Source organism: Candidatus Nitrosocosmicus sp. R, from assembly GCF_054408505.1.
This window is the reverse complement of the sequence record NZ_CP167090.1, coordinates 2,085,042-2,102,221: the sequence shown is the minus strand read 5'-3', so window position 1 is coordinate 2,102,221 and position 17,180 is coordinate 2,085,042. Positions and strand designations below refer to the sequence as shown.

At 33.9% G+C, this 17,180-nt stretch carries 23 protein-coding genes, 1 tRNA gene and 1 pseudogene; 15 read left to right on the top strand and 10 right to left on the bottom strand.

Annotated elements, in window-relative coordinates; genetic code table 11:
• The first annotated feature begins 238 nt into the window (after positions 1 to 238).
• Together AAGU22_RS10765 and AAGU22_RS10760 are read left to right on the top strand one after the other, a co-directional pair.
• Positions 239 to 646, top strand: coding sequence for a cupredoxin domain-containing protein (locus AAGU22_RS10765; RefSeq protein WP_458719108.1), 408 nt, complete (start codon positions 239 to 241; stop codon positions 644 to 646).
• A gap of 37 nt (positions 647 to 683) precedes the next feature.
• The gene (locus AAGU22_RS10760) at positions 684 to 1,301 is read left to right on the top strand and encodes an NERD domain-containing protein (RefSeq protein ID WP_458719107.1); all 618 of its coding nucleotides are present in this window, start codon (positions 684 to 686) and stop codon (positions 1,299 to 1,301) included.
• Here the strand turns inward: AAGU22_RS10760 and AAGU22_RS10755 are convergent.
• Positions 1,291 to 1,740: a bis(5'-nucleosyl)-tetraphosphatase gene (locus AAGU22_RS10755; RefSeq protein WP_458719106.1), complete on the bottom strand. Its 450-nt coding sequence runs from the start codon at positions 1,738 to 1,740 to the stop codon at positions 1,291 to 1,293. The genes AAGU22_RS10760 and AAGU22_RS10755 overlap by 11 nt on opposite strands.
• 359 nt (positions 1,741 to 2,099) lie before the next feature.
• Here AAGU22_RS10755 and AAGU22_RS10750 point away from each other — a divergent pair, with 359 nt between their 5' ends.
• Positions 2,100 to 2,234, top strand: coding sequence for a hypothetical protein (locus AAGU22_RS10750; protein ID WP_458719105.1), 135 nt, complete (start codon positions 2,100 to 2,102; stop codon positions 2,232 to 2,234).
• A gap of 241 nt (positions 2,235 to 2,475) precedes the next feature.
• Here AAGU22_RS10750 and AAGU22_RS10745 read toward each other — a convergent pair whose 3' ends face one another.
• The 4 genes from AAGU22_RS10745 to AAGU22_RS10730 form a co-directional block, all read right to left on the bottom strand.
• Positions 2,476 to 2,628 carry a hypothetical protein gene (locus tag AAGU22_RS10745; protein ID WP_458719104.1) on the bottom strand — a complete coding sequence of 51 codons (153 nt, stop codon included), beginning with the start codon at positions 2,626 to 2,628 and terminating at the stop codon, positions 2,476 to 2,478.
• A gap of 42 nt (positions 2,629 to 2,670) precedes the next feature.
• A complete protein-coding gene (uppS, locus tag AAGU22_RS10740; RefSeq protein ID WP_458719103.1) occupies positions 2,671 to 3,480 on the bottom strand; it encodes a polyprenyl diphosphate synthase in 810 nt (269 codons plus the stop codon).
• Between the two features lie 42 nt (positions 3,481 to 3,522).
• Complete coding sequence (locus AAGU22_RS10735) at positions 3,523 to 4,710, bottom strand: DUF373 family protein (RefSeq protein WP_458719102.1); 1,188 nt, start codon at positions 4,708 to 4,710, stop codon at positions 3,523 to 3,525.
• A 91-nt stretch (positions 4,711 to 4,801) separates the two neighbouring features.
• Entirely contained in the window at positions 4,802 to 5,224 is a 423-nt protein-coding gene (locus AAGU22_RS10730) for a CoA-binding protein (protein ID WP_458719101.1), read from the bottom strand.
• Positions 5,225 to 5,451: 227 nt separating this feature from the next.
• Between AAGU22_RS10730 and AAGU22_RS10725 the strand changes: the two genes are divergently transcribed.
• Both AAGU22_RS10725 and AAGU22_RS10720 read left to right on the top strand, forming a co-directional pair.
• Complete coding sequence (locus AAGU22_RS10725) at positions 5,452 to 6,147, top strand: 6-hydroxymethylpterin diphosphokinase MptE-like protein (protein WP_458719100.1); 696 nt, start codon at positions 5,452 to 5,454, stop codon at positions 6,145 to 6,147.
• Positions 6,144 to 6,362, top strand: a complete 219-nt coding sequence (locus AAGU22_RS10720; protein WP_458719099.1) for a hypothetical protein — start codon at positions 6,144 to 6,146, stop codon at positions 6,360 to 6,362. Before AAGU22_RS10725 ends, AAGU22_RS10720 begins: the two co-directional genes overlap by 4 nt.
• Before the next feature lie 141 nt (positions 6,363 to 6,503).
• On the opposite strand, the pseudogene guaA reads toward AAGU22_RS10720, so the two are convergent.
• A pseudogene (gene guaA, locus AAGU22_RS10715) lies at positions 6,504 to 8,040 on the bottom strand (glutamine-hydrolyzing GMP synthase).
• Positions 8,040 to 8,699 carry a hypothetical protein gene (locus AAGU22_RS10710; RefSeq protein WP_458719098.1) on the bottom strand — a complete coding sequence of 220 codons (660 nt, stop codon included), beginning with the start codon at positions 8,697 to 8,699 and terminating at the stop codon, positions 8,040 to 8,042. The pseudogene guaA and the gene AAGU22_RS10710 overlap by 1 nt, the downstream one beginning before the upstream one ends.
• Before the next feature lie 393 nt (positions 8,700 to 9,092).
• On the opposite strand from AAGU22_RS10710, the gene AAGU22_RS10705 reads away from it, so the two are divergent.
• Both AAGU22_RS10705 and AAGU22_RS10700 read left to right on the top strand, forming a co-directional pair.
• On the top strand, positions 9,093 to 9,737 hold the full coding sequence (locus AAGU22_RS10705; RefSeq protein WP_458719097.1) for a hypothetical protein: 645 nt from the start codon (positions 9,093 to 9,095) through the stop codon (positions 9,735 to 9,737).
• Positions 9,734 to 10,519, top strand: a complete 786-nt coding sequence (locus AAGU22_RS10700) for an orotidine 5'-phosphate decarboxylase / HUMPS family protein (RefSeq protein ID WP_458719096.1) — start codon at positions 9,734 to 9,736, stop codon at positions 10,517 to 10,519. Before AAGU22_RS10705 ends, AAGU22_RS10700 begins: the two co-directional genes overlap by 4 nt.
• A gap of 28 nt (positions 10,520 to 10,547) precedes the next feature.
• Here the strand turns inward: AAGU22_RS10700 and AAGU22_RS10695 are convergent, their stop codons facing one another.
• On the bottom strand, positions 10,548 to 10,868 hold the full coding sequence (locus AAGU22_RS10695; RefSeq protein ID WP_458719095.1) for a DUF424 family protein: 321 nt from the start codon (positions 10,866 to 10,868) through the stop codon (positions 10,548 to 10,550).
• 103 nt (positions 10,869 to 10,971) lie between these two features.
• On the opposite strand from AAGU22_RS10695, the gene AAGU22_RS10690 reads away from it, so the two are divergent.
• The 4 genes from AAGU22_RS10690 to AAGU22_RS10675 all read left to right on the top strand — a co-directional run bounded on the left by AAGU22_RS10690 (position 10,972) and on the right by AAGU22_RS10675 (position 14,491).
• Entirely contained in the window at positions 10,972 to 11,484 is a 513-nt protein-coding gene (locus AAGU22_RS10690; protein ID WP_458719094.1) for a hypothetical protein, read from the top strand.
• A gap of 48 nt (positions 11,485 to 11,532) precedes the next feature.
• Positions 11,533 to 12,642 (top strand): ATP-grasp domain-containing protein, encoded by a 1,110-nt coding sequence (locus tag AAGU22_RS10685; RefSeq protein WP_458719093.1) that lies wholly within the window; start codon positions 11,533 to 11,535, stop codon positions 12,640 to 12,642.
• Positions 12,643 to 12,657: 15 nt separating this feature from the next.
• Entirely contained in the window at positions 12,658 to 13,575 is a 918-nt protein-coding gene (gene sucD / locus AAGU22_RS10680) for a succinate--CoA ligase subunit alpha (protein WP_458719092.1), read from the top strand.
• Between the two features lie 316 nt (positions 13,576 to 13,891).
• The gene (locus AAGU22_RS10675) at positions 13,892 to 14,491 is read left to right on the top strand and encodes a DUF309 domain-containing protein (RefSeq protein ID WP_458719091.1); all 600 of its coding nucleotides are present in this window, start codon (positions 13,892 to 13,894) and stop codon (positions 14,489 to 14,491) included.
• A gap of 10 nt (positions 14,492 to 14,501) precedes the next feature.
• Here the strand turns inward: AAGU22_RS10675 and AAGU22_RS10670 are convergent.
• Positions 14,502 to 14,589 (bottom strand) — tRNA-Cys (locus AAGU22_RS10670).
• 123 nt (positions 14,590 to 14,712) lie between these two features.
• Entirely contained in the window at positions 14,713 to 14,940 is a 228-nt protein-coding gene (locus AAGU22_RS10665) for a histone family protein (protein ID WP_458719090.1), read from the bottom strand.
• Positions 14,941 to 15,194: 254 nt separating this feature from the next.
• On the opposite strand from AAGU22_RS10665, the gene AAGU22_RS10660 reads away from it, so the two are divergent.
• The 4 genes from AAGU22_RS10660 (at position 15,195) to AAGU22_RS10645 (ending at position 17,175) form a co-directional block, all read left to right on the top strand.
• A complete protein-coding gene (locus AAGU22_RS10660; RefSeq protein WP_458719089.1) occupies positions 15,195 to 15,968 on the top strand; it encodes a TatD family hydrolase in 774 nt (257 codons plus the stop codon).
• A 100-nt stretch (positions 15,969 to 16,068) separates the two neighbouring features.
• Positions 16,069 to 16,290, top strand: coding sequence for a 30S ribosomal protein S17e (locus AAGU22_RS10655; RefSeq protein WP_458719088.1), 222 nt, complete (start codon positions 16,069 to 16,071; stop codon positions 16,288 to 16,290).
• Positions 16,291 to 16,292: 2 nt separating this feature from the next.
• Positions 16,293 to 16,547, top strand: coding sequence for a MoaD/ThiS family protein (locus tag AAGU22_RS10650; protein WP_458719087.1), 255 nt, complete (start codon positions 16,293 to 16,295; stop codon positions 16,545 to 16,547).
• 49 nt (positions 16,548 to 16,596) lie between these two features.
• Complete coding sequence (locus AAGU22_RS10645; protein ID WP_458719086.1) at positions 16,597 to 17,175, top strand: KH domain-containing protein; 579 nt, start codon at positions 16,597 to 16,599, stop codon at positions 17,173 to 17,175.
• Positions 17,176 to 17,180: the final 5 nt, after the last annotated feature.

Below are 17,180 nucleotides of genomic sequence, written 5' to 3'. Positions count from 1 at the left end.
TATTGCTCGAATCTCTTTGTGTATTATTAATTATATTATACAGGACTCTTTTTTCGGCCTCTGAAATTGGAAAATGTCTAACACTCTGCAATAGAGTGATGAATTCATTCACTTTGCATCTTATAATTTACTATGTCCAGTTTGTATAAAATATTTATCAACCTTTCTATGCTAAAATTTTGATAATCTTTACCTTATAATATTTATTACGGTAAATTTTACTTTAAGATTGATAAAAATGGTAAATAAACCAATTTATCTTGCAGCAAGTTTACTTGCAATCCTTAGCGTAATCGCTATTGGAGCAAGCGCAAACAATAATGTTTTTGCTCAATCAGATGAAGTACAGGCATCCATAGTTCCAGGAGCATCTACTTTGACCGATACAGCTGTGAGTCCAAATCCTATTCAAGCCAAAGTTGGTCAGGAAGTAAAATGGACAAATAATGATTCTGCATTTCATACTGTAACTTCTGGAAAAATTGGCGCCGCCGATGCTGGAAAAATGTTTGATTCAGGTTTACAAGGTCCAACAGCACTCACCGCTAAGGGAAAAACCTTTGAGCATACATTCGACACTGCAGGCGAATTTGATTACCACTGCACATTGCATCCTGCAATGACAGGTAAAGTAATTGTAACGTAATCACGTACAATCACAACTCTTTTTTTTACTCTTATATTTGAAAATCAATCCTAATACGCTTCTTAGTCTTCTAAATGAATTTAACTCAAACGTAGAAAAAATTAAAATCAAAAATAGTTTTTCGACTCTAAATTTTTTAGATTTTCTATCCACTAGAGGGGTAGCAATAAAAGACCGGCAGATAAACCCCTCTTCCTATAATAAGGTCATAATTGCGTTAGCCGCAGTTGAATGTGGGGCAGATATTTTGACTGTCTGTAAGTTAATTGACTGGAGGGATTTTGAATTATTTGCTTCCGAAGCAATGAAATTTCACAACTATGCTGTATACAAGAACTATCGTCTCAAGAATCCCACCCGACAAATTGATGTAGTAGGCATAAGATTACAAAATGCTTTAGTTGTAGACTGTAAGCACTGGAAAAGAAATTCTTATTCCGAAATGGTGGGTGCAGCAGAGAAACAGAAAGAGCGAGGTACTCTCTTTATGAAAAAGAATAAATCATTTGCAATTGAATATTCTTATCCTATAATTATTACTTTTTACCCTAATGAATTTCGGTACGTAAATCAAGTACCTATAGTCCCAATAAGTTCTTTTAACTCATTCCTAATTGACTTTGATAGCTATAAGCAAAACTTTTTTAGGATTTAATAGAACTTCTTTTCACGTTTTCTGTAGTTAAAAGAAATTCATTTGCCATTCTTAATACTCTTTTACTGTTTTCAAATGATAGTTTTAGCATTGCCTGATCGAAAGTTTGCCATTCAAAATTAATGTGCTCAAATGATAGGACAACTTTCTTTGATTTAGTTTCTGCCAAATAGTAAATTACTGCTTTATTTACTAATTTAGATTTTTTCCTATATTTATAAGAAATTTGTTGTCTGAACCCGTTGATTATTTGAAGATCTTTAATTCCAGTTTCTTCTGACACTTCTCTAAAAACGGTATCTATTTCTGTCTCCCCTATTTCCATATTACCTTTGGGAAAATCCCAATGTCCATAATTATAATTGAGGATCAAATACATTATTTCAGAATTTTCGTCAACCAAATATAATACAGCCCCGGCCGAAATTTCATCATACATTGCCTTGAATGAATTTAACAATTATAAAAGCGTGTTCATACTTAAATGAGGCTTTGTAAAGTTAACGAAAAAGCTTTAGTAATCCATTGCTTCCATGAAACGTGATTCGTCAAATAGAAAATGAAATGAGACCGGAGATATGATCTTTGCGATACATCTCTCTGTATTTTAACGGTTTTTCTTTGAGAAAACTTTCTAAAACATTATCCAGAATTGTCAAGAGAAGCCATACTACAATCAGGAACTGGATACAAAAGTATCTAATCTCAAAAGATATCCTCGAATAGAATGATATCAGAGTATATTACTGATGAGACATTGATCAAGTTTGGTCCGATTACTTTTGGTTCTGATTTGCATTGGAGCCTAAAAACAAGCAAATTCTCGCACTAACTCTATCGATTGAAAGTACCATGCTTGCAGTAGAGAAATTCATTTCATGCATGGTCAAGATACATGGAAAACATTTGGTTTCTACAGACGGAGTTACCTGATACCATCAAGAATGCAGGTTCTTAAATCTTGATCACCACATCCATTACTCTTTGGAAAGAAGTATGAGCGAGAGAACGATGCAATATATCAAGGACAGAATTTGGATTTGATATGTATTTTCCCAACAGAAAAAAGAATTGTATACAATAACTCGACTTATTTGCAAACAAGCATAATAGCAAACTCACGACTTACCTTTACAGCCTAGAATCGCTTCTCGCACTTTAAAAAAGAGGCCCTTTATACGAAGTCTTTAATCGCCTCTTTTGCATCGTCGTCTGAACCATCTACAATGGGGCTATATTTGTGAATATCTTCCCAATCATCAAATGTCATCCAATATCCACAATAGATTAATTTTTTTTCATTATCGATTTCTCCGTGCTTAGGCATTGATCATATATAAAGGGTGCTAGTCTAATTTAAATCCTGAAATCATTTGCCATATCTTCGAGCTCTCTTTTGGAAAGTTCGAATTGCTCGCATCAAATCAATTTTTCTAAATTCGGGCCAAAAAATATCGACAAAAATAAGTTCACTATATGCACTCTGCCACAACAAAAAGCCACTCAATCGTTTTTCCCCTGATGTTCTCAAAATCAAATCCGGTTCAGCTTGGGGGAGATGGGCAGTATATAAATTTGCTTCAATAACCTTTTCATCAATATCATCTATTTCAAATTTATTTTCTTTTACCAGCGTCGCTATTTTTCTAATCGCGTCTATTAGTTCCTTCTGTCCACCGTATGCAATGGCGATATTTAAATACATATTTTCATAGTTTTCTGTTCTCGTTTCCAACTTTCTCAAAATATCTTGCAATCTCTGTGGAAGTATATTGAATTCTCCGATCGATTTTACTCGGATCTGCTTATCGTGTATCCTCTTATCATTATACAAACCAATCAATTTATCCTCGAGTAAGGAGTAAATATTTTCGAGCTCATCTGTTTCCCTATTAAGATTTTCATTTGATAATACATACACTGTAGTTATTTTTATCCCAAGGTCGTAAATCCAATTCAATAAATCTTCGGCAATGTCTGCACCCATTTGATGGCCTTTCGCTTTATCGATATCCATTATTTTTGACCATCGCCTGTTACCATCTAGAATAATTCCAATGTGCTGAGGAAAAGGGAATTGATTTATTTGACTTGTCAAGTGTTTTTCATATATTTTGTAAATAAGATTATGTCTAGATGTTAAATACAGTAGTTTTAAAATCTTGTCTATTATAGACATTTGGAGAGATATTTTATACCCTCATCTATGCTCTAATATATCTTATTGGTCATCATGTTTTAGAGCTTCACCACCCTTTCGGTTTCTAAAGTATTGGAATAGAAAAGTTGCCACTATCAAAGTTACTGCCAAACCGATTAACAATGAAGAAATTAAATTGAAAGGATTTCCACGCTCAGTAATTAAAGAAGTTAATTGCAACATGGGTATGTATAATAAACCCAAAACAACTAATCGCAGAATATCATATATTATATTGATACTACCTTTGAACCAATTACTCAACAATATGCCTGCAAATATCGTTGCAATTCCTATCCACAGTAGGGTTATAGTTCCAGTTGCAAAAGTACTTAGCACAACTTTGTCAGTCAAAATTGACGTTATTCCTTGACTTGAATCCAATAATTCCTGAGGAATGTGAGAAATTCCGCTTAAAATTGATGCTAAAATTATCATTGTGCCAGCAAAATAAGAAAATAACCTGATAAATCCAGAAGGAGTAGGCTTTGAAAAACTCGCTATTGATTTATCTATATCAAATGCCCTGAGAATAAAAGCCGCACCCAATATACTTACTCCTAGTGCAAATGCCTCGCGAGAGAATCCAAAAATTATTGACAAGCCACTGATAACTAAAAGTGCACCTGGAAGGCCCAGAAAAAATTTTGAATATCTAGGATCGTAAAATAGGATTTTTATATAACGAGCTAAAATAGCATAGGAATATTCAACACTTCTACTTTGTCTTACAATGATTCTTTGGATAGATATGATTGGGATCCGACCCTGAATCAATGGTATTGCCGTTTCATCGTCTTCTCCATCTGATATTACTACAGCCCCATCTGCTCCGAATACACTTAAAACTCTGTCGATCTCTTGAGTAATTTTTAAATCTCCCTCAATGCCTCTATTATACTTGCCTGCAACCAAGGCTATTTCTACATCATAGCCCTTCATTTTGAATTCTTCATACGATTTTATGGCTCCAAAAATCGCATTACAATCTGAATCTTCTGGATCTTCAATCGCTAATCTTGTTCCTGCATTAATGCATAATTCCTTTCCGATAATTGGAGTTTCCAGTCCTCCCTTAATACCAATATCATCATCTCTGTCGATACAAAATACAATGACCTTTGTAAAATCTTGCAGGGACCCCCTTTTGTCATAATTCTCATTTTTTTTTAGATCTATTTTATTGTCAAGTTGGCCCCATTTCGGCATTAATGATACAATAGATAAAATGATTTACTATTTAATTAAGTTACTCGATCTTTTCAAATTAAGAGTTAATATTCATATTAGACCTATATGCCTAAAACAATCGTTGATGTTCTTTTAGGATACACCTGTTATAAACAACACTAATGTCTTTATTTTCCGCAATTTCTCTTGCTTCTCTATTGTATATACCCAATTGCATCCATATTACTTTGATCCCATTCTTGAGTGTTGCATCTCGAACTACTGGTAATACATCGTCGGATTTCCTAAAAATATCTACTATATCTACTTGATGTGGGATGTCCGACACTTTTGGATATGATTTATTCCCTAGGATCTCCTGATAAATAGGATTTACAGGAATGACGTTGTACCCCTTTTCAATTAGGTATTTAGGAACATAGTTAGATGGTTTTCCTTCAGTTGGAGACATTCCAACCACTGCAATATTCTTAAAACCATATATCCTTTTTAACATATCATCTGAATTTTTATCTATATCGTTCATATCCATACCATGTTTTGACATATCTTATTATTTAACAGTTAAATGTGAATTTACATTTGGAGGATGGAATAAACTGGACACGATTTTCCAAATAATTATCAAGTTTAATGAAATCAAGATATACTACTGATTGGTTATTGATTAATTGATTGTATTTCAATGACTGGTATCCTTATTATCTAATAATTGCTAGATTATTGAACATTCATATTCAAAAGGATTTTCTAAATTCCTTGAACTTATCGACTCTGAAACCAAATGAACTCTTGGATCCGAAATGTTTCAGAAAAATACAAAACAACAACGCAATAGTCATAGGAGCAGGACCAAGCATTGAAGAAAGCACGGTACAAAATTACTTACTTGAAATCTGCAACTGCGGCAGAGGTAAATTTAATACTGCCATGTCAGGGAATATGGTGGTGATTGCCGCCGACGGTGCTACTGAAATGTGTCTAGATTTAGGAATAATTCCGGATTTTGTTGTAACGGATCTTGATGGAGATCGTGAATCCCTAAATAGGGCTGATTCTGGCGGATCAATTATGGTAGTACATGCTCATGGTGACAACTTTGATAAGATCTCTTCACAGGTTCCATATTTTAGTAATGTTATCGGAACAACTCAAAATTTACCATTGAAGAATGTCTACAATTTTGGAGGATTTACAGATGGTGATAGAAGTATATCTCTTGCTGTTGAGTTTTTAGCAAGAGAAATCGTGCTTGTAGGCATGGATTTTGACTCCAAAATAGGGTTTTTTTCAAAAAGAAAGATTTCAAATCTTGATTTAAAGAAAAAAAAATTGCAAATTGGAAAATATCTGACTGGGGTGTTATTGGAAAAATCTAGTGCTTTGGTAACCCAAATTACGACTTCAAATCACGATTCATCTTTTTATGGGGTGAATAAATATAAAGTAATATGAAAACTAAGAATATTCTTGTTTTTGCAGGTTTTGGACTCGCATTGCTTGGAGGTTACTTGTGGATGATAGGTCAGATTTCTATTGCCATAATCCTTTGGGGTTTGACTTTTTTGATCATATTTCGAATTAATCGTATAAACAAAAATAGATTAAAAAACAAGAACAAATTTAATAACAAACATAAACAGATTAATCCTAAAGATGATGATGTCTGATAATATCTCGTTGAGAATGGGCCACTCCCTTATTACTAACTAATCTAAAATATCTATTTCTTTATTTCTGTAGGTATATTTTATCCATAGTATTTTCTTATACAAATAATCGATTTGTCAAATTTCTCGCAACCATTCTAGTTATTGAGGTTCAATAGTGGAAGGTGGCTTGCTTGATATAACATATGTTACCCAAGTTACATTTTCAATTTCATTGGTTATCTTGGAACTAATTTTTTCTAAAGTGCTGTGTGGTAACCTTGACCAATCAGCTGTCATCGCATCAACCGATTCAACAACTCTTATGGAAACAATATGACCAAAAATCCTTTCATCCCCCAAAATTCCGACTGCCTTATCATCTCCCACTATAGCGAATGCTTGCCATACTTTATTATATAAATTATCTTCAACGAGTACTTTTTTCTACTATCTGGCTGGCCTTTCTAACCACGTCTATCTTCTCTCGAGTAGTTTCACCGACAATTCTTACTGCTAGCCCTGGTCCAGGAAATGGGTGCCTTGTAAGCAAGTCCTGAGGTACGCTCATTATTTTTGCTACATTTCGCACTTCGTCCTTATACAAATATCTCAAAGGTTCTAAAATTCTTAAATGGAGCCACTCGGGGAGTCCGCCCACGTTGTGATGCGTTTTTATTACCGTAGCGGGACCGCCTGATACTCCGCTCTCAATGACATCCGGGTATAACGTTCCTTGAGCTAACCACTGGAAGGGTCCTTCATTTTCTGCAAATTCTGTAAATACTCTTGCAAATTCCTCGCCTACCTTTTTTCTTTTTTCTTCCGGATCTGTCAATCCTACAAGACTTTTCAAGAATCTCTCCTTTGCGTCTATGATTCTAAGAGGTATTCTTAATTTTTCTTGGAAAATATCTGCAACAATTTCTCTTTCATTCTCTCTCAATAATCCATTATCTACAAAAACGCAAGTCAGATTATCTTTGATAGCCCTATGTATCAAAATTGCACAAGTAGTAGAATCAATACCTCCGCTAACTGCGCACAGGACCTTTTCATTTTTAACCTTCATTTGTACATCATTAATGCTTGTTTCAATAAAGTTCGACATACTCCATTCAGGGTTTGCTTTGCTAATCACCTTAGCGAAATTGAATAATACTTTATCTCCCTTCTCAGTATGAGCTACTTCTGGATGAAACTGTAATCCAAAAATCTTTTTGTCATTGTTACCTATTGCTGCTGAAAAAGAACTACTAGTTTTTCCTATAACTTCAAATCCTTTAGGAATTATCTCTGCGGCATCACTGTGGCTCATCCAACATTTCAGACTTTCTGAATCTATGTTTTTGAATAAATTAGTCTTGTCCGTTATTGTTAACAATGCATTGCCGTATTCTCTATTCGTGACTCTCTTTATCTTGCCGTTGAAGTGGTCAACAATGATCTGATGTCCATAACAAATACCCAAAATAGGAACACCTAATTCAAATATTTCATCGTCAGGTTTAGGAGAATTCTTACTATAAACACTAGCAGGACCACCTGAAAAAATTATTCCCTTTGGTTCTAGATCTTTAATTTTCTCGACTGGAATATTGTAAGGAACTAATTCACAGTAGACATTTAATTCCCGTATTCTCCTACATATTAGGTGGCTATACTGAGACCCAAAATCCAGTACAACTATTTTGTCCATTATTTATCCACTTTGTCTAGCATTCTTGTCAATACCCATGCGGCGGTATTGAAAATTTCATTGATCCTTTCCTTATCTCTATAATTCTTGATCTGTATTTTCTTAAGGAGATCCTTGTTTTCATTCTCGGTAATGATATCATAACTGATTAATTCCGATTCCGACAATTGTCCTTGATTGATTTTATCAACGTCCTTGTTTATCATACCTTGTAATATTCTGTTTAAAAAAAATGACCTAAAGGGTGGAGTTTCTATGCTAATTCTAATTTGATCTTCGGGAATAATTCGTACTTCCTGTGAAGTCACATGAAATCGAGCAATGGGGGTATTATCTTTTAATCTTTTTATTAGTCTTGTTTCATCGAAGGCTTGTTTTCTTGGCTCAGTTTGCTCTTCGTCATCTCTGCGTTTTTCATAATATTGATTAGGAATTTTCTTTAGCGAATTCATCTCACTTTTTTGTTCATTGGGTGAGAATTTTTTTGAGAAATTAAGATTGGCTGCAGTTTTGAAACTTCCTTGTTTTAATACCGAATCAATTAAGGAGAGGGTTATCTTTATTTTCTCTATTTCATCCTGTTTTTCTAAAATTTGTTTAGTTAACCATTCTCTTATCTCTGCTGCATTTTTGATATCGTCATCAGAGTAACCTAGCATAATTTGATTTGATTTTTTTCGATATTAAATGTTATTTATTGTCATTTCTGTCTGAAATATTCGCCTACTATCTACCTTATCTATTTTTTTAGAGTTATACAAATACAAATTGTAGCAAATAAATTATCTTTATTAATATCGCTATTCATCGTAACAAACATTTGCTAAAGATATTTGGAAATTTATCCCAGGTTATTCTAAACAAATACTAAAAGATTGATCATTATACTACCCTTAAATTCTTTCCCTTGTTTTTCTGTTTAATATACTTTATTGTATTAAAATTATATATGGATAATTTTTACCTTTTGTTAAGTTCGTTTCAAATTGCTAAAATCCCCAATTTATATAAAATTAAAATCCCTAAATGATTTTGCTAGATTAGTTTGCTCGTTGGAGAGAATTCCAATTCCTATTTATGAATACAATTATCAAAATTCAGATATCTTCGCTGCCCAATTAGATACTCTAAATGGACACTCAATTACTTACTATGTCGATAACATAAAGTCAGGGGAAAATCAATACCTTTCATATAAGATCAACAATAATAATGAGGAAGCTGTGATGGTTGATTCTATAAAGGATACATCAGCACTATACTCTCCTATCATAAAGTTATCTGTACCACCGCAACAGTTTCTCAAACCCGCGAAGATAGGCACAACAACCAAATACACTGGGATTGGTTTAAGGGATCTATTTAGTTTGTCGAAATTAGTTGCATTTCATACCATATATGAGGAATCCACATTGCCGTTGTTTCTTTTCCCAAAAACAGAGTCAAGTGATCTGGATCTTTCAGACAAAAAATTCAATATGAAATACATTTTGGGATCTCATTTAAACCTCACAGACTCTTCAGATACGAATTTCTTTTATTATGTCATATTAGAGCAAGAAATTGAAAAGTATTTCATGAAATTTAACATGCAAAAATCAACTCCCCCTTCTTTTTCAAATCATATCGACGAACACGGTTTCATTTATCTAAAGATCATAAAATTACATGATATACACCCGTTAGTCAAATTATGAAAATGCAAAATTATGATTCTTTCGCTGATAGAATTGATGCAACCAAAAGAGAGAAAAGCAGCAGTATTGTTTTGGCGGTAGATCCAACATGCGAGGTAGAAAACCTATTCGACTATGTAAGTCATATTATTAGTCAACTACATGATTATGTTTGCGCTATCAAGCTAAATTTCCATGTAATATTGCCATTCTCTAAAATTGAGCTAAAGAAAATCACACAAATTGCTCATGACTTCAACCTGCAGATTATAGCAGATCTAAAACTAAATGATATTTTTGATACCAATCAAGTTACAATAAGATATCTTGCGTCCTTGGGATTCGATTCTGTTATTGTAAATCCTTTTATAGGTAAAATAAGTCTTAAATCTACTGTTGAATATGCTCATTCATTGAATTTTGGGGTAATATCTTTGGTATACATGAGTCATTCTGATGCAGTAGAAGGGTATGGAGCTTCTTTAACGATTCCAAACAGTTTTGACAAAAGGGAGAATTCAAAACCTGTTTATCGCATATTCTACGATAACTCCAAGTCTGTGGGTGTAGATGGTATAGTAGTTGGAGGAAATAGATTGGATATATTAAAAGAATTGCGATCTAAAGATAATAAAGGCCTCCCGATCTACTCCCCGGGTATTATTACACAGGGAGGAGACATCAAAAGCGCACTTGAAGCCGGTTCTACCTATCTAATTATAGGTAGAGCGATAGTCAATTCTGATTCACCATTGAATAAGATAAAGGACATTCATGATTTGATAAAAGATCTTGAGTATTAGTATCACTGATATACAATTGCTTTGTAATTTAGTAACTTCCTAAGAAACTAAACACCATCAAGAAGGGAACATCTTCTATGACCTTTACACTATTCTCCTTTGCGAGCTTTAGTCTCAGGGCCAGGGCAACAACATTCTTCCCAGCTAAATTCAACATTGACGACGATCTTAATAAACTTGCAGCTTCTTCCTCATTAATCTCTTCCTCATGAAAATATTCTTTTGATATGTTTATAGTAAAATCGTCCTTGTTGATCACTTTACCCACCAAATCAAGATCACAAATATTGATCATATACGTTCCTTGATACTTTATCCTTCTTAGCGCATATTTGTTGTCCTGATTCACGAAAAATCTGTCTCATATTGAAATAATATGTCATTGATTATATTTCTACCCAAAAATTTATCTAAACATAAAGTAATAATTATAGTTTAATCAAAAAAAATTAATGACTACTGACAAGAAGGAAAATGATAATAGTAATAATATTAAGAAAATTAATAAAAAAGGAATCATTTTAACCGGTATTCTAGTAATAAGCATTATAGGCGCTAGCTTTGCTGTTTGGCTTCTACCTTCCGAAAATGTACAAAATAGTGGAATGAGTAACATGACCCTCACATATTTGGATCCGAATGATACTTTAACCTCGGTCAATAGTCAATTTTTGTTATTACAAAACGAAGTTCAAGATCAAATTAATGATGCTAAAACAAATACTGTCAATAAGACATACATAAACGATGTCATTAGTGTCTCGATAATTCAAAACAATGAATTAATGCAGACTCTGCTAAATGGACAACCGAATCAAACGTTAATGCCAAACTACGTTGAATTAATGAATAATCTAAAAGACTACTCTTTGTATTTGCTAAACGTAAAGAATATTACATCAAATTCACACAATATGAGCCAGGACTTGAAAAATTTAGGGAATAGTTCAGTAATCCTTAAATAAAAATAAAAAAGGATTGTTTATAAAGAGTATTTTCAAACCTTTACAAAGATGCGACTTCTCGAATATCAAGGAAAAGAGCAATTTAATCAATTTGGCATAAAAACACCAGAGTCTATTCTAGCTGAAAGTGTGGAAGATGCTCGAATTGGAGCTCAGAAACTAGGTTTTCCGTTTGTCCTGAAATCTCAATTAACAGTTGGTGGGCGAGGCAAAGCCGGAGCAATTCAAAAATGCAAAGATTCCTCCGAATTAGAAACAAAGTTTAATGAATTATTGAAGAAAGAAGTAAAGGGCGAATTGCCAAGAGGTATCCTCTTAGAGAAAATGGTGGATATTGTAAAAGAAATCTATTTGTCTATCTTCTTAAATCGGAGCAAGCGCTGTTTCTCGATAATAGCTTCATCAGAAGGGGGGATTGATATTGAACAAACTGATAATAAAATAATCCAAGATATCTCTATTGACGACATATCGGTTGAGTTAGCAAACACTATCGCATCAAATTTGAATATCCCTAGTAAATCCAAAGAAAGTTTTGTCAATATGCTGTTGAATCTCTTCAACGTAGTTGTAGAGAAAGAGGCTGAACTTGCCGAAATTAATCCTCTTGCTATCATCTCTGATGACTCTTTACTTGCCTTGGACGCTAAGGTGATCATAGATGATAACGCTCTCTTTAGGCACGAGGATTTGCAAAAGTATCTTTATCTAAGCGATTTGGAAAAACAAGCCGCTAAAAATGGATTTTCTTTTGTTGAATTGGAAGGAGACATTGCTATTATAGGTAATGGTGCTGGATTAGTAATGTCCACTTTAGATATGGTTACAGATGCAAATGGAAAAGCCGGAGCTTTCCTTGATTTTGGAGGAAGAGCCACAAGTGAAACTATTTACGAAGCTCTTAAAGTCATAAGTAAACTTCCGAAAATAAAAGCAATCCTTGTGAATCTATATGGGGGAATTGTGCGAACAGATCTTGTAGCATTAGGTATTCTGGAGGCTTATAAGAATAATATATTGACAGTGCCTGTATACGCTAGAATTACTGGAGCGCAATCCGAAAAGGCAAAGGAATTGCTCAATGGAAGCAAAGCACGCTTATTTGATACAGTAGAGGAAGCAATAAATGCTATAGTCTTAAAGGTAAATAACAACTAAACAAAGTGGAACAATTTGAGCACACAATTTGATATTTTTAGAATTTTATCAGGGAATGAGTCTGACGCAGATTATGAAAAGAAACCTGTAATTATCCAAGGAATTACAGGCAGCTTTGGGTCAACACACACCAGACTAATGAGATCTTATGGAACGAATATTGCCGCAGGTGTCACACCAGGCAAAGGAGGATCTAAATTCGAGGATGTTCCTGTTTTCAACACTGTGGAGGAGGCAGTAAAAGCATCGGGATCAGTTATATCTGGAATATTTGTACCTGCTCCTTTCTTTTATAAAGCAGCTAAAGAGGCTCTAGATAATGGGATTAAACTAGTAGTAGCGATACCAGAACACGTACCAATTATTGATTCAATAAAAGTCTACGAGTATGCTCAGAAAAAAGGAGCAAGAATGATTGGACCAAACACTCCAGGGGTGATTATTCCAGAGATAATGAAAGTTGGAATCATGCCTGCTCAACCTTTTACTAAAGGGAAGACGGTTATATTTTCAAGAAGCGGGACCTTGATGTATGAAGTTTCATTTCATCTTTCCAACTCTGGTTTTGGACAACGTTTAGGACTGGGAATAGGAGGCGATCCGATTAATGGAACTAATCTAATTGATTCTTTTGAGTTAATTAGGAACAGAGAAGATGTTGATTCTGTTGTTGTGGTTGGTGAAATAGGTGGTGATTCAGAAGAACAACTCGCTGACTATATTATAAGGAGTAATTTCTCAAAACCTGTAGTTGCCTACATAGCAGGAAGGTCTGCGCCCAAAGAAAAACGAATGGGTCATGCTGGAGCAATTGTTTACGGAAACTACGGGTCTGCTGATTCAAAAATAAATAACTATGCTAAGGCGAATGTTCCAGTTGCAAAAAGCCCAAGAGAAGTTCCGCTGTTGTTAAGGACAAAACTAAGAAAATAACCAAATAGAGAAAATCTATATTTTTATTTGTCCAACAACATATGTACTGGGAAATCCATTTGGAAAAAAGATTTTGCACAAACTGTATGTTAAAAACCACCCATGATTGGATAGAGGAAATAGATGTTATTTACACTTATAAAAGAAAAAGGGTGTATAAATGTGGTAATTGTGGTTTCATATCAAGAAAAAGGGGCCTAAGACCCTCGTCTGAATCGGTTTATTGATATTAATGGCAGGATATCTATTTTAACAACCTCAGCTACCAAAATCAGAAGGCTCATTTACCATAATTGGTTAATATCAAACTATTTACATGAAAAAAAGATATCTTATTTATCTAGACAACAAAAATAATTATTTGCCCACAAACTCTAGGAGCGTTTTACATTCACTGCGTACGCTGCTAAAAAACTACAACCATGCAGTAATCAGAGATATCAGGATTTCGAGTTATTTTATCGAAATAGACGTTAGTACGCACGACAATACACCCCTGAGCCCGGAAGATCAAAATTTTTTTGGACCAATTAACATTTTAGGATCCTTGATCCGCTTAGAAGAATTGAATGAAGTAACCGATTATATATCCAGAGAAGATGCTGTGATACTATCAGTATTCCTATTCAACATGGAAAGGTACTGGAAGTCTCATGAAGTTCTCGAGAGTGTTTGGAAAGATTCAAAGGGACAAGCAAAAAATCTTTTAAACGGTTTGATTCTAGTAGATGCGGCATATGTACACCTCCAAAAAGGAGAAAATACAATTTTTTTCTCCATCCTAAATCGCTCTTTGGAAAAGTTCAGAGATTATTCAGAATATTTTTACGATATAAATATGGAATTATTGTTAAAGGATATCAACAATATAATACTTGCCAAAAGCCTATCTACTATCAAAATACATCTGAAATAATATTTACATGAGGTGGGGAAGGGATTCGAACCCTTATATATTCGCTATCTGTATCTTTGAATCTGCAGGCGAACGCATGGCCGCTCTGCCACCCCACCAGCTGTTTATTTTACATTGATTGAAAACTTATATTTCTTTGGTAATGATTTTCTATCTTTTTTAGATTATGGCTCAAACATTTCAACAACATCAAAAATGATTACGTTCTTGACATTATATTGTTACTTGATAAAATTTTTTGATGCGAGTATTATATCTTCAGATTTTATGGTTTTCCGGTGAGCATGATTGGCCAACTGTACGGCCTGTTTAGCAATATTTTCGCCTAAGGCTTCTAAAATGCTTCTCAATTCATCTGCTGCACTGTCACTCACCCTCTCGGCACCGTATTTTTTTATGATCCTGTGAATGGAAGCCAAAGCTATTTCCGATTCTGAGTTTATTGCCATTTATTCCATTTGACTTGTTACTTCGTTTATTAAACTCCTATGTAAAATTGATTCAATTAAAGAGTTCATTCTTATTACTACATACACATTCTTTATCAGTCGGTCGGATGAATAGGCTCGTAATGCAATTTACATTAGCTCAGATTGAAGACAACATTGGGGTTCAATAACTAGTGGATAGATTAATCGCTTGTTAACAAAATCATAAAGAGAAACTAATAATTAATTAGGTGAATCCAATATGATCAAGTAATTTGTACTACGTTGATTCGCATATTCATTTGTCAGATAAATATTATCAGAAATATCATAGGATAATATTCGATTACATGCGCCAAGCTAATGTTCAATCAATTTGTGTGTCCGAAGATTTCAATTCCTCTGTAGAGGCATTATCATTAAAAGAAAAATTTTTTAAGGACTCTGACCTCCTGAGGATTTTTGTTGGTATACATCCACAGTTTGCAGCCGTTTCTTCTGACCTGCAATTGTTTGAAAGTCTTGTCCAATCCAAACATGATTATATTGATGGAATAGGTGAAATTGGACTCGATCCAACATATGCCAATTTGGATCCAGACAATACACAAAAAAGACAAAAAATTGTTTTTGAAAAAATGCTAGATTTAGCAGAAACAAATGACATGCCAGTGTCTCTTCATTCTAGAAGATCTGTCAATGAAATTCTAGAGATATTGCCATCATATAAAATTAGGAATGCAGTATTCCATTGGTATGATGGCAATAAAAGTAATCTTAAAAGAATAAACGATAAGGGGTATTTCGTTTCTTTTGGTCCTTATCTTCTGTACTCAAATGACAAACATACACTGTTAAAAGAATCTGATGTTAACCTGATATTGATAGAAACTGATGGGCCAGTCAAATACAAGAATTGTTTTGACGGTACACTTACTTCTCCTTCTTTGGTAGTGACAATAGTTTATTTTGCTTCCATTTTGTTAAAAAAATCCTTTGATGAATTATCTGAAATTCTCTATGAGAATTCTACACGATTTGTTAATTAGCCTTCCATCTATACTCGGTTCGTCCTTTGGTGAGATCAAATTAAGATAAAAGATAAAATACCCTTGTTTTTTTTCTTATCATGTGGATAGAGTCAAAAAAATGGCCAACGAATTGTTGGAACGTTATCCTGATAAATTTACTAGTGATTTTAATGAAAATAAAGAAACTATAAAGAATTTTGCTATTGTTCGCTCAAAGGAATTACGAAACAAAATTGCAGGCTACATTACCAAGAATGTAAATAGAAATCTTGCTCAACAGAATGCTTCACTCTCATATTCTGAGGAAAATACTGAATCTCGAGAAGAAATTGCAGAATAAGATTGATAACTGTTGATTTAGTTGGTGGTATAAGAAAGACAGCTGGATTTTCAACGGTAAATGTCAATGTAACTAATTCGAACATCAATGAGGTACTGACATTATTGGAGAAGGAGTATGATTTGGAAAATAAGATAAAGAAGGATGAAATAATGATCGCCATAAATGGCGTCGAGTCCTCTGTATTGGGTGGAAGAGAAGCTAAAATTTCATCCGGAGATACCGTTACTATTTTGTCAGTTGTACATGGTGGATGAAGGTCGCTTTTTTTAAAATATATTATAGTTTGGGGTTCACTATCATATAGTGACTTTTGACAATGTCTTTAAAGTAATCAAAGTATCCAAAGATCGTATAGGAGTAATAGTTGGGAAGAAAGGTTCTGTCAAATCTGAAATAGAATCAAAATGTAATATTATCCTAGAAGTAGACGGAGATAATGGAGATGTAACGATCCGACTAAGAAACGAAGCATCATTAATGAATAGTGGAATATTCAAAGCTTCCGAAATAATAATGGCCATTTCAAAAGGCTTTTCTCCTGAAAGGGCCTACAGGTTGCTATCTGATGATTCTCTACTACAGCTTGTAGATCTACGTGAATATTCGGGAAAATCAATGAATTCTTTAGACAGGATCAAATCTAGACTTATTGGACAAAGCGGTAAATTTAGAAAGAATTTGGAGGATTTCTCTGGTGCTGATATATCAATCTACGGACATTTTGTAGGTTTCATTGGTACCTATGACGAAACGTCTCTAGCTTTAAATGCGATTTTAATGATTTGTAAAGGGAGCTCCCACAAATCAGTGTACCATATGCTTGAAGAACATAATAGGAAGAAAAAATTAGCAAAAATGGATCTATGGGAAAAAGTAAAGTGATTACA

Bases quoted from the DNA above. Each gene is read 5' to 3' on its own strand.
- AAGU22_RS10720 (WP_458719099.1), top strand. From the start codon at position 6,144: ATGAAAACTAAGAATATTCTTGTTTTTGCAGGTTTTGGACTCGCATTG.
- AAGU22_RS10690 (WP_458719094.1), top strand. From the start codon at position 10,972: ATGACTACTGACAAGAAGGAAAATGATAATAGTAATAATATTAAGAAA.
- AAGU22_RS10730 (WP_458719101.1), bottom strand. From the start codon at position 5,224: ATGGATATGAACGATATAGATAAAAATTCAGATGATATGTTAAAAAGG.
- uppS (WP_458719103.1), bottom strand. From the start codon at position 3,480: ATGTCTATAATAGACAAGATTTTAAAACTACTGTATTTAACATCTAGA.
- AAGU22_RS10735 (WP_458719102.1), bottom strand. From the start codon at position 4,710: ATGCCGAAATGGGGCCAACTTGACAATAAAATAGATCTAAAAAAAAAT.
- AAGU22_RS10765 (WP_458719108.1), top strand. From the start codon at position 239: ATGGTAAATAAACCAATTTATCTTGCAGCAAGTTTACTTGCAATCCTT.
- AAGU22_RS10755 (WP_458719106.1), bottom strand. From the start codon at position 1,740: ATGTATGATGAAATTTCGGCCGGGGCTGTATTATATTTGGTTGACGAA.
- AAGU22_RS10745 (WP_458719104.1), bottom strand. From the start codon at position 2,628: ATGCCTAAGCACGGAGAAATCGATAATGAAAAAAAATTAATCTATTGT.
- AAGU22_RS10685 (WP_458719093.1), top strand. From the start codon at position 11,533: ATGCGACTTCTCGAATATCAAGGAAAAGAGCAATTTAATCAATTTGGC.
- AAGU22_RS10665 (WP_458719090.1), bottom strand. From the start codon at position 14,940: ATGGCAATAAACTCAGAATCGGAAATAGCTTTGGCTTCCATTCACAGG.
- AAGU22_RS10710 (WP_458719098.1), bottom strand. From the start codon at position 8,699: ATGCTAGGTTACTCTGATGACGATATCAAAAATGCAGCAGAGATAAGA.
- AAGU22_RS10655 (WP_458719088.1), top strand. From the start codon at position 16,069: ATGGCCAACGAATTGTTGGAACGTTATCCTGATAAATTTACTAGTGAT.
- AAGU22_RS10700 (WP_458719096.1), top strand. From the start codon at position 9,734: ATGAAAATGCAAAATTATGATTCTTTCGCTGATAGAATTGATGCAACC.
- AAGU22_RS10675 (WP_458719091.1), top strand. From the start codon at position 13,892: ATGAAAAAAAGATATCTTATTTATCTAGACAACAAAAATAATTATTTG.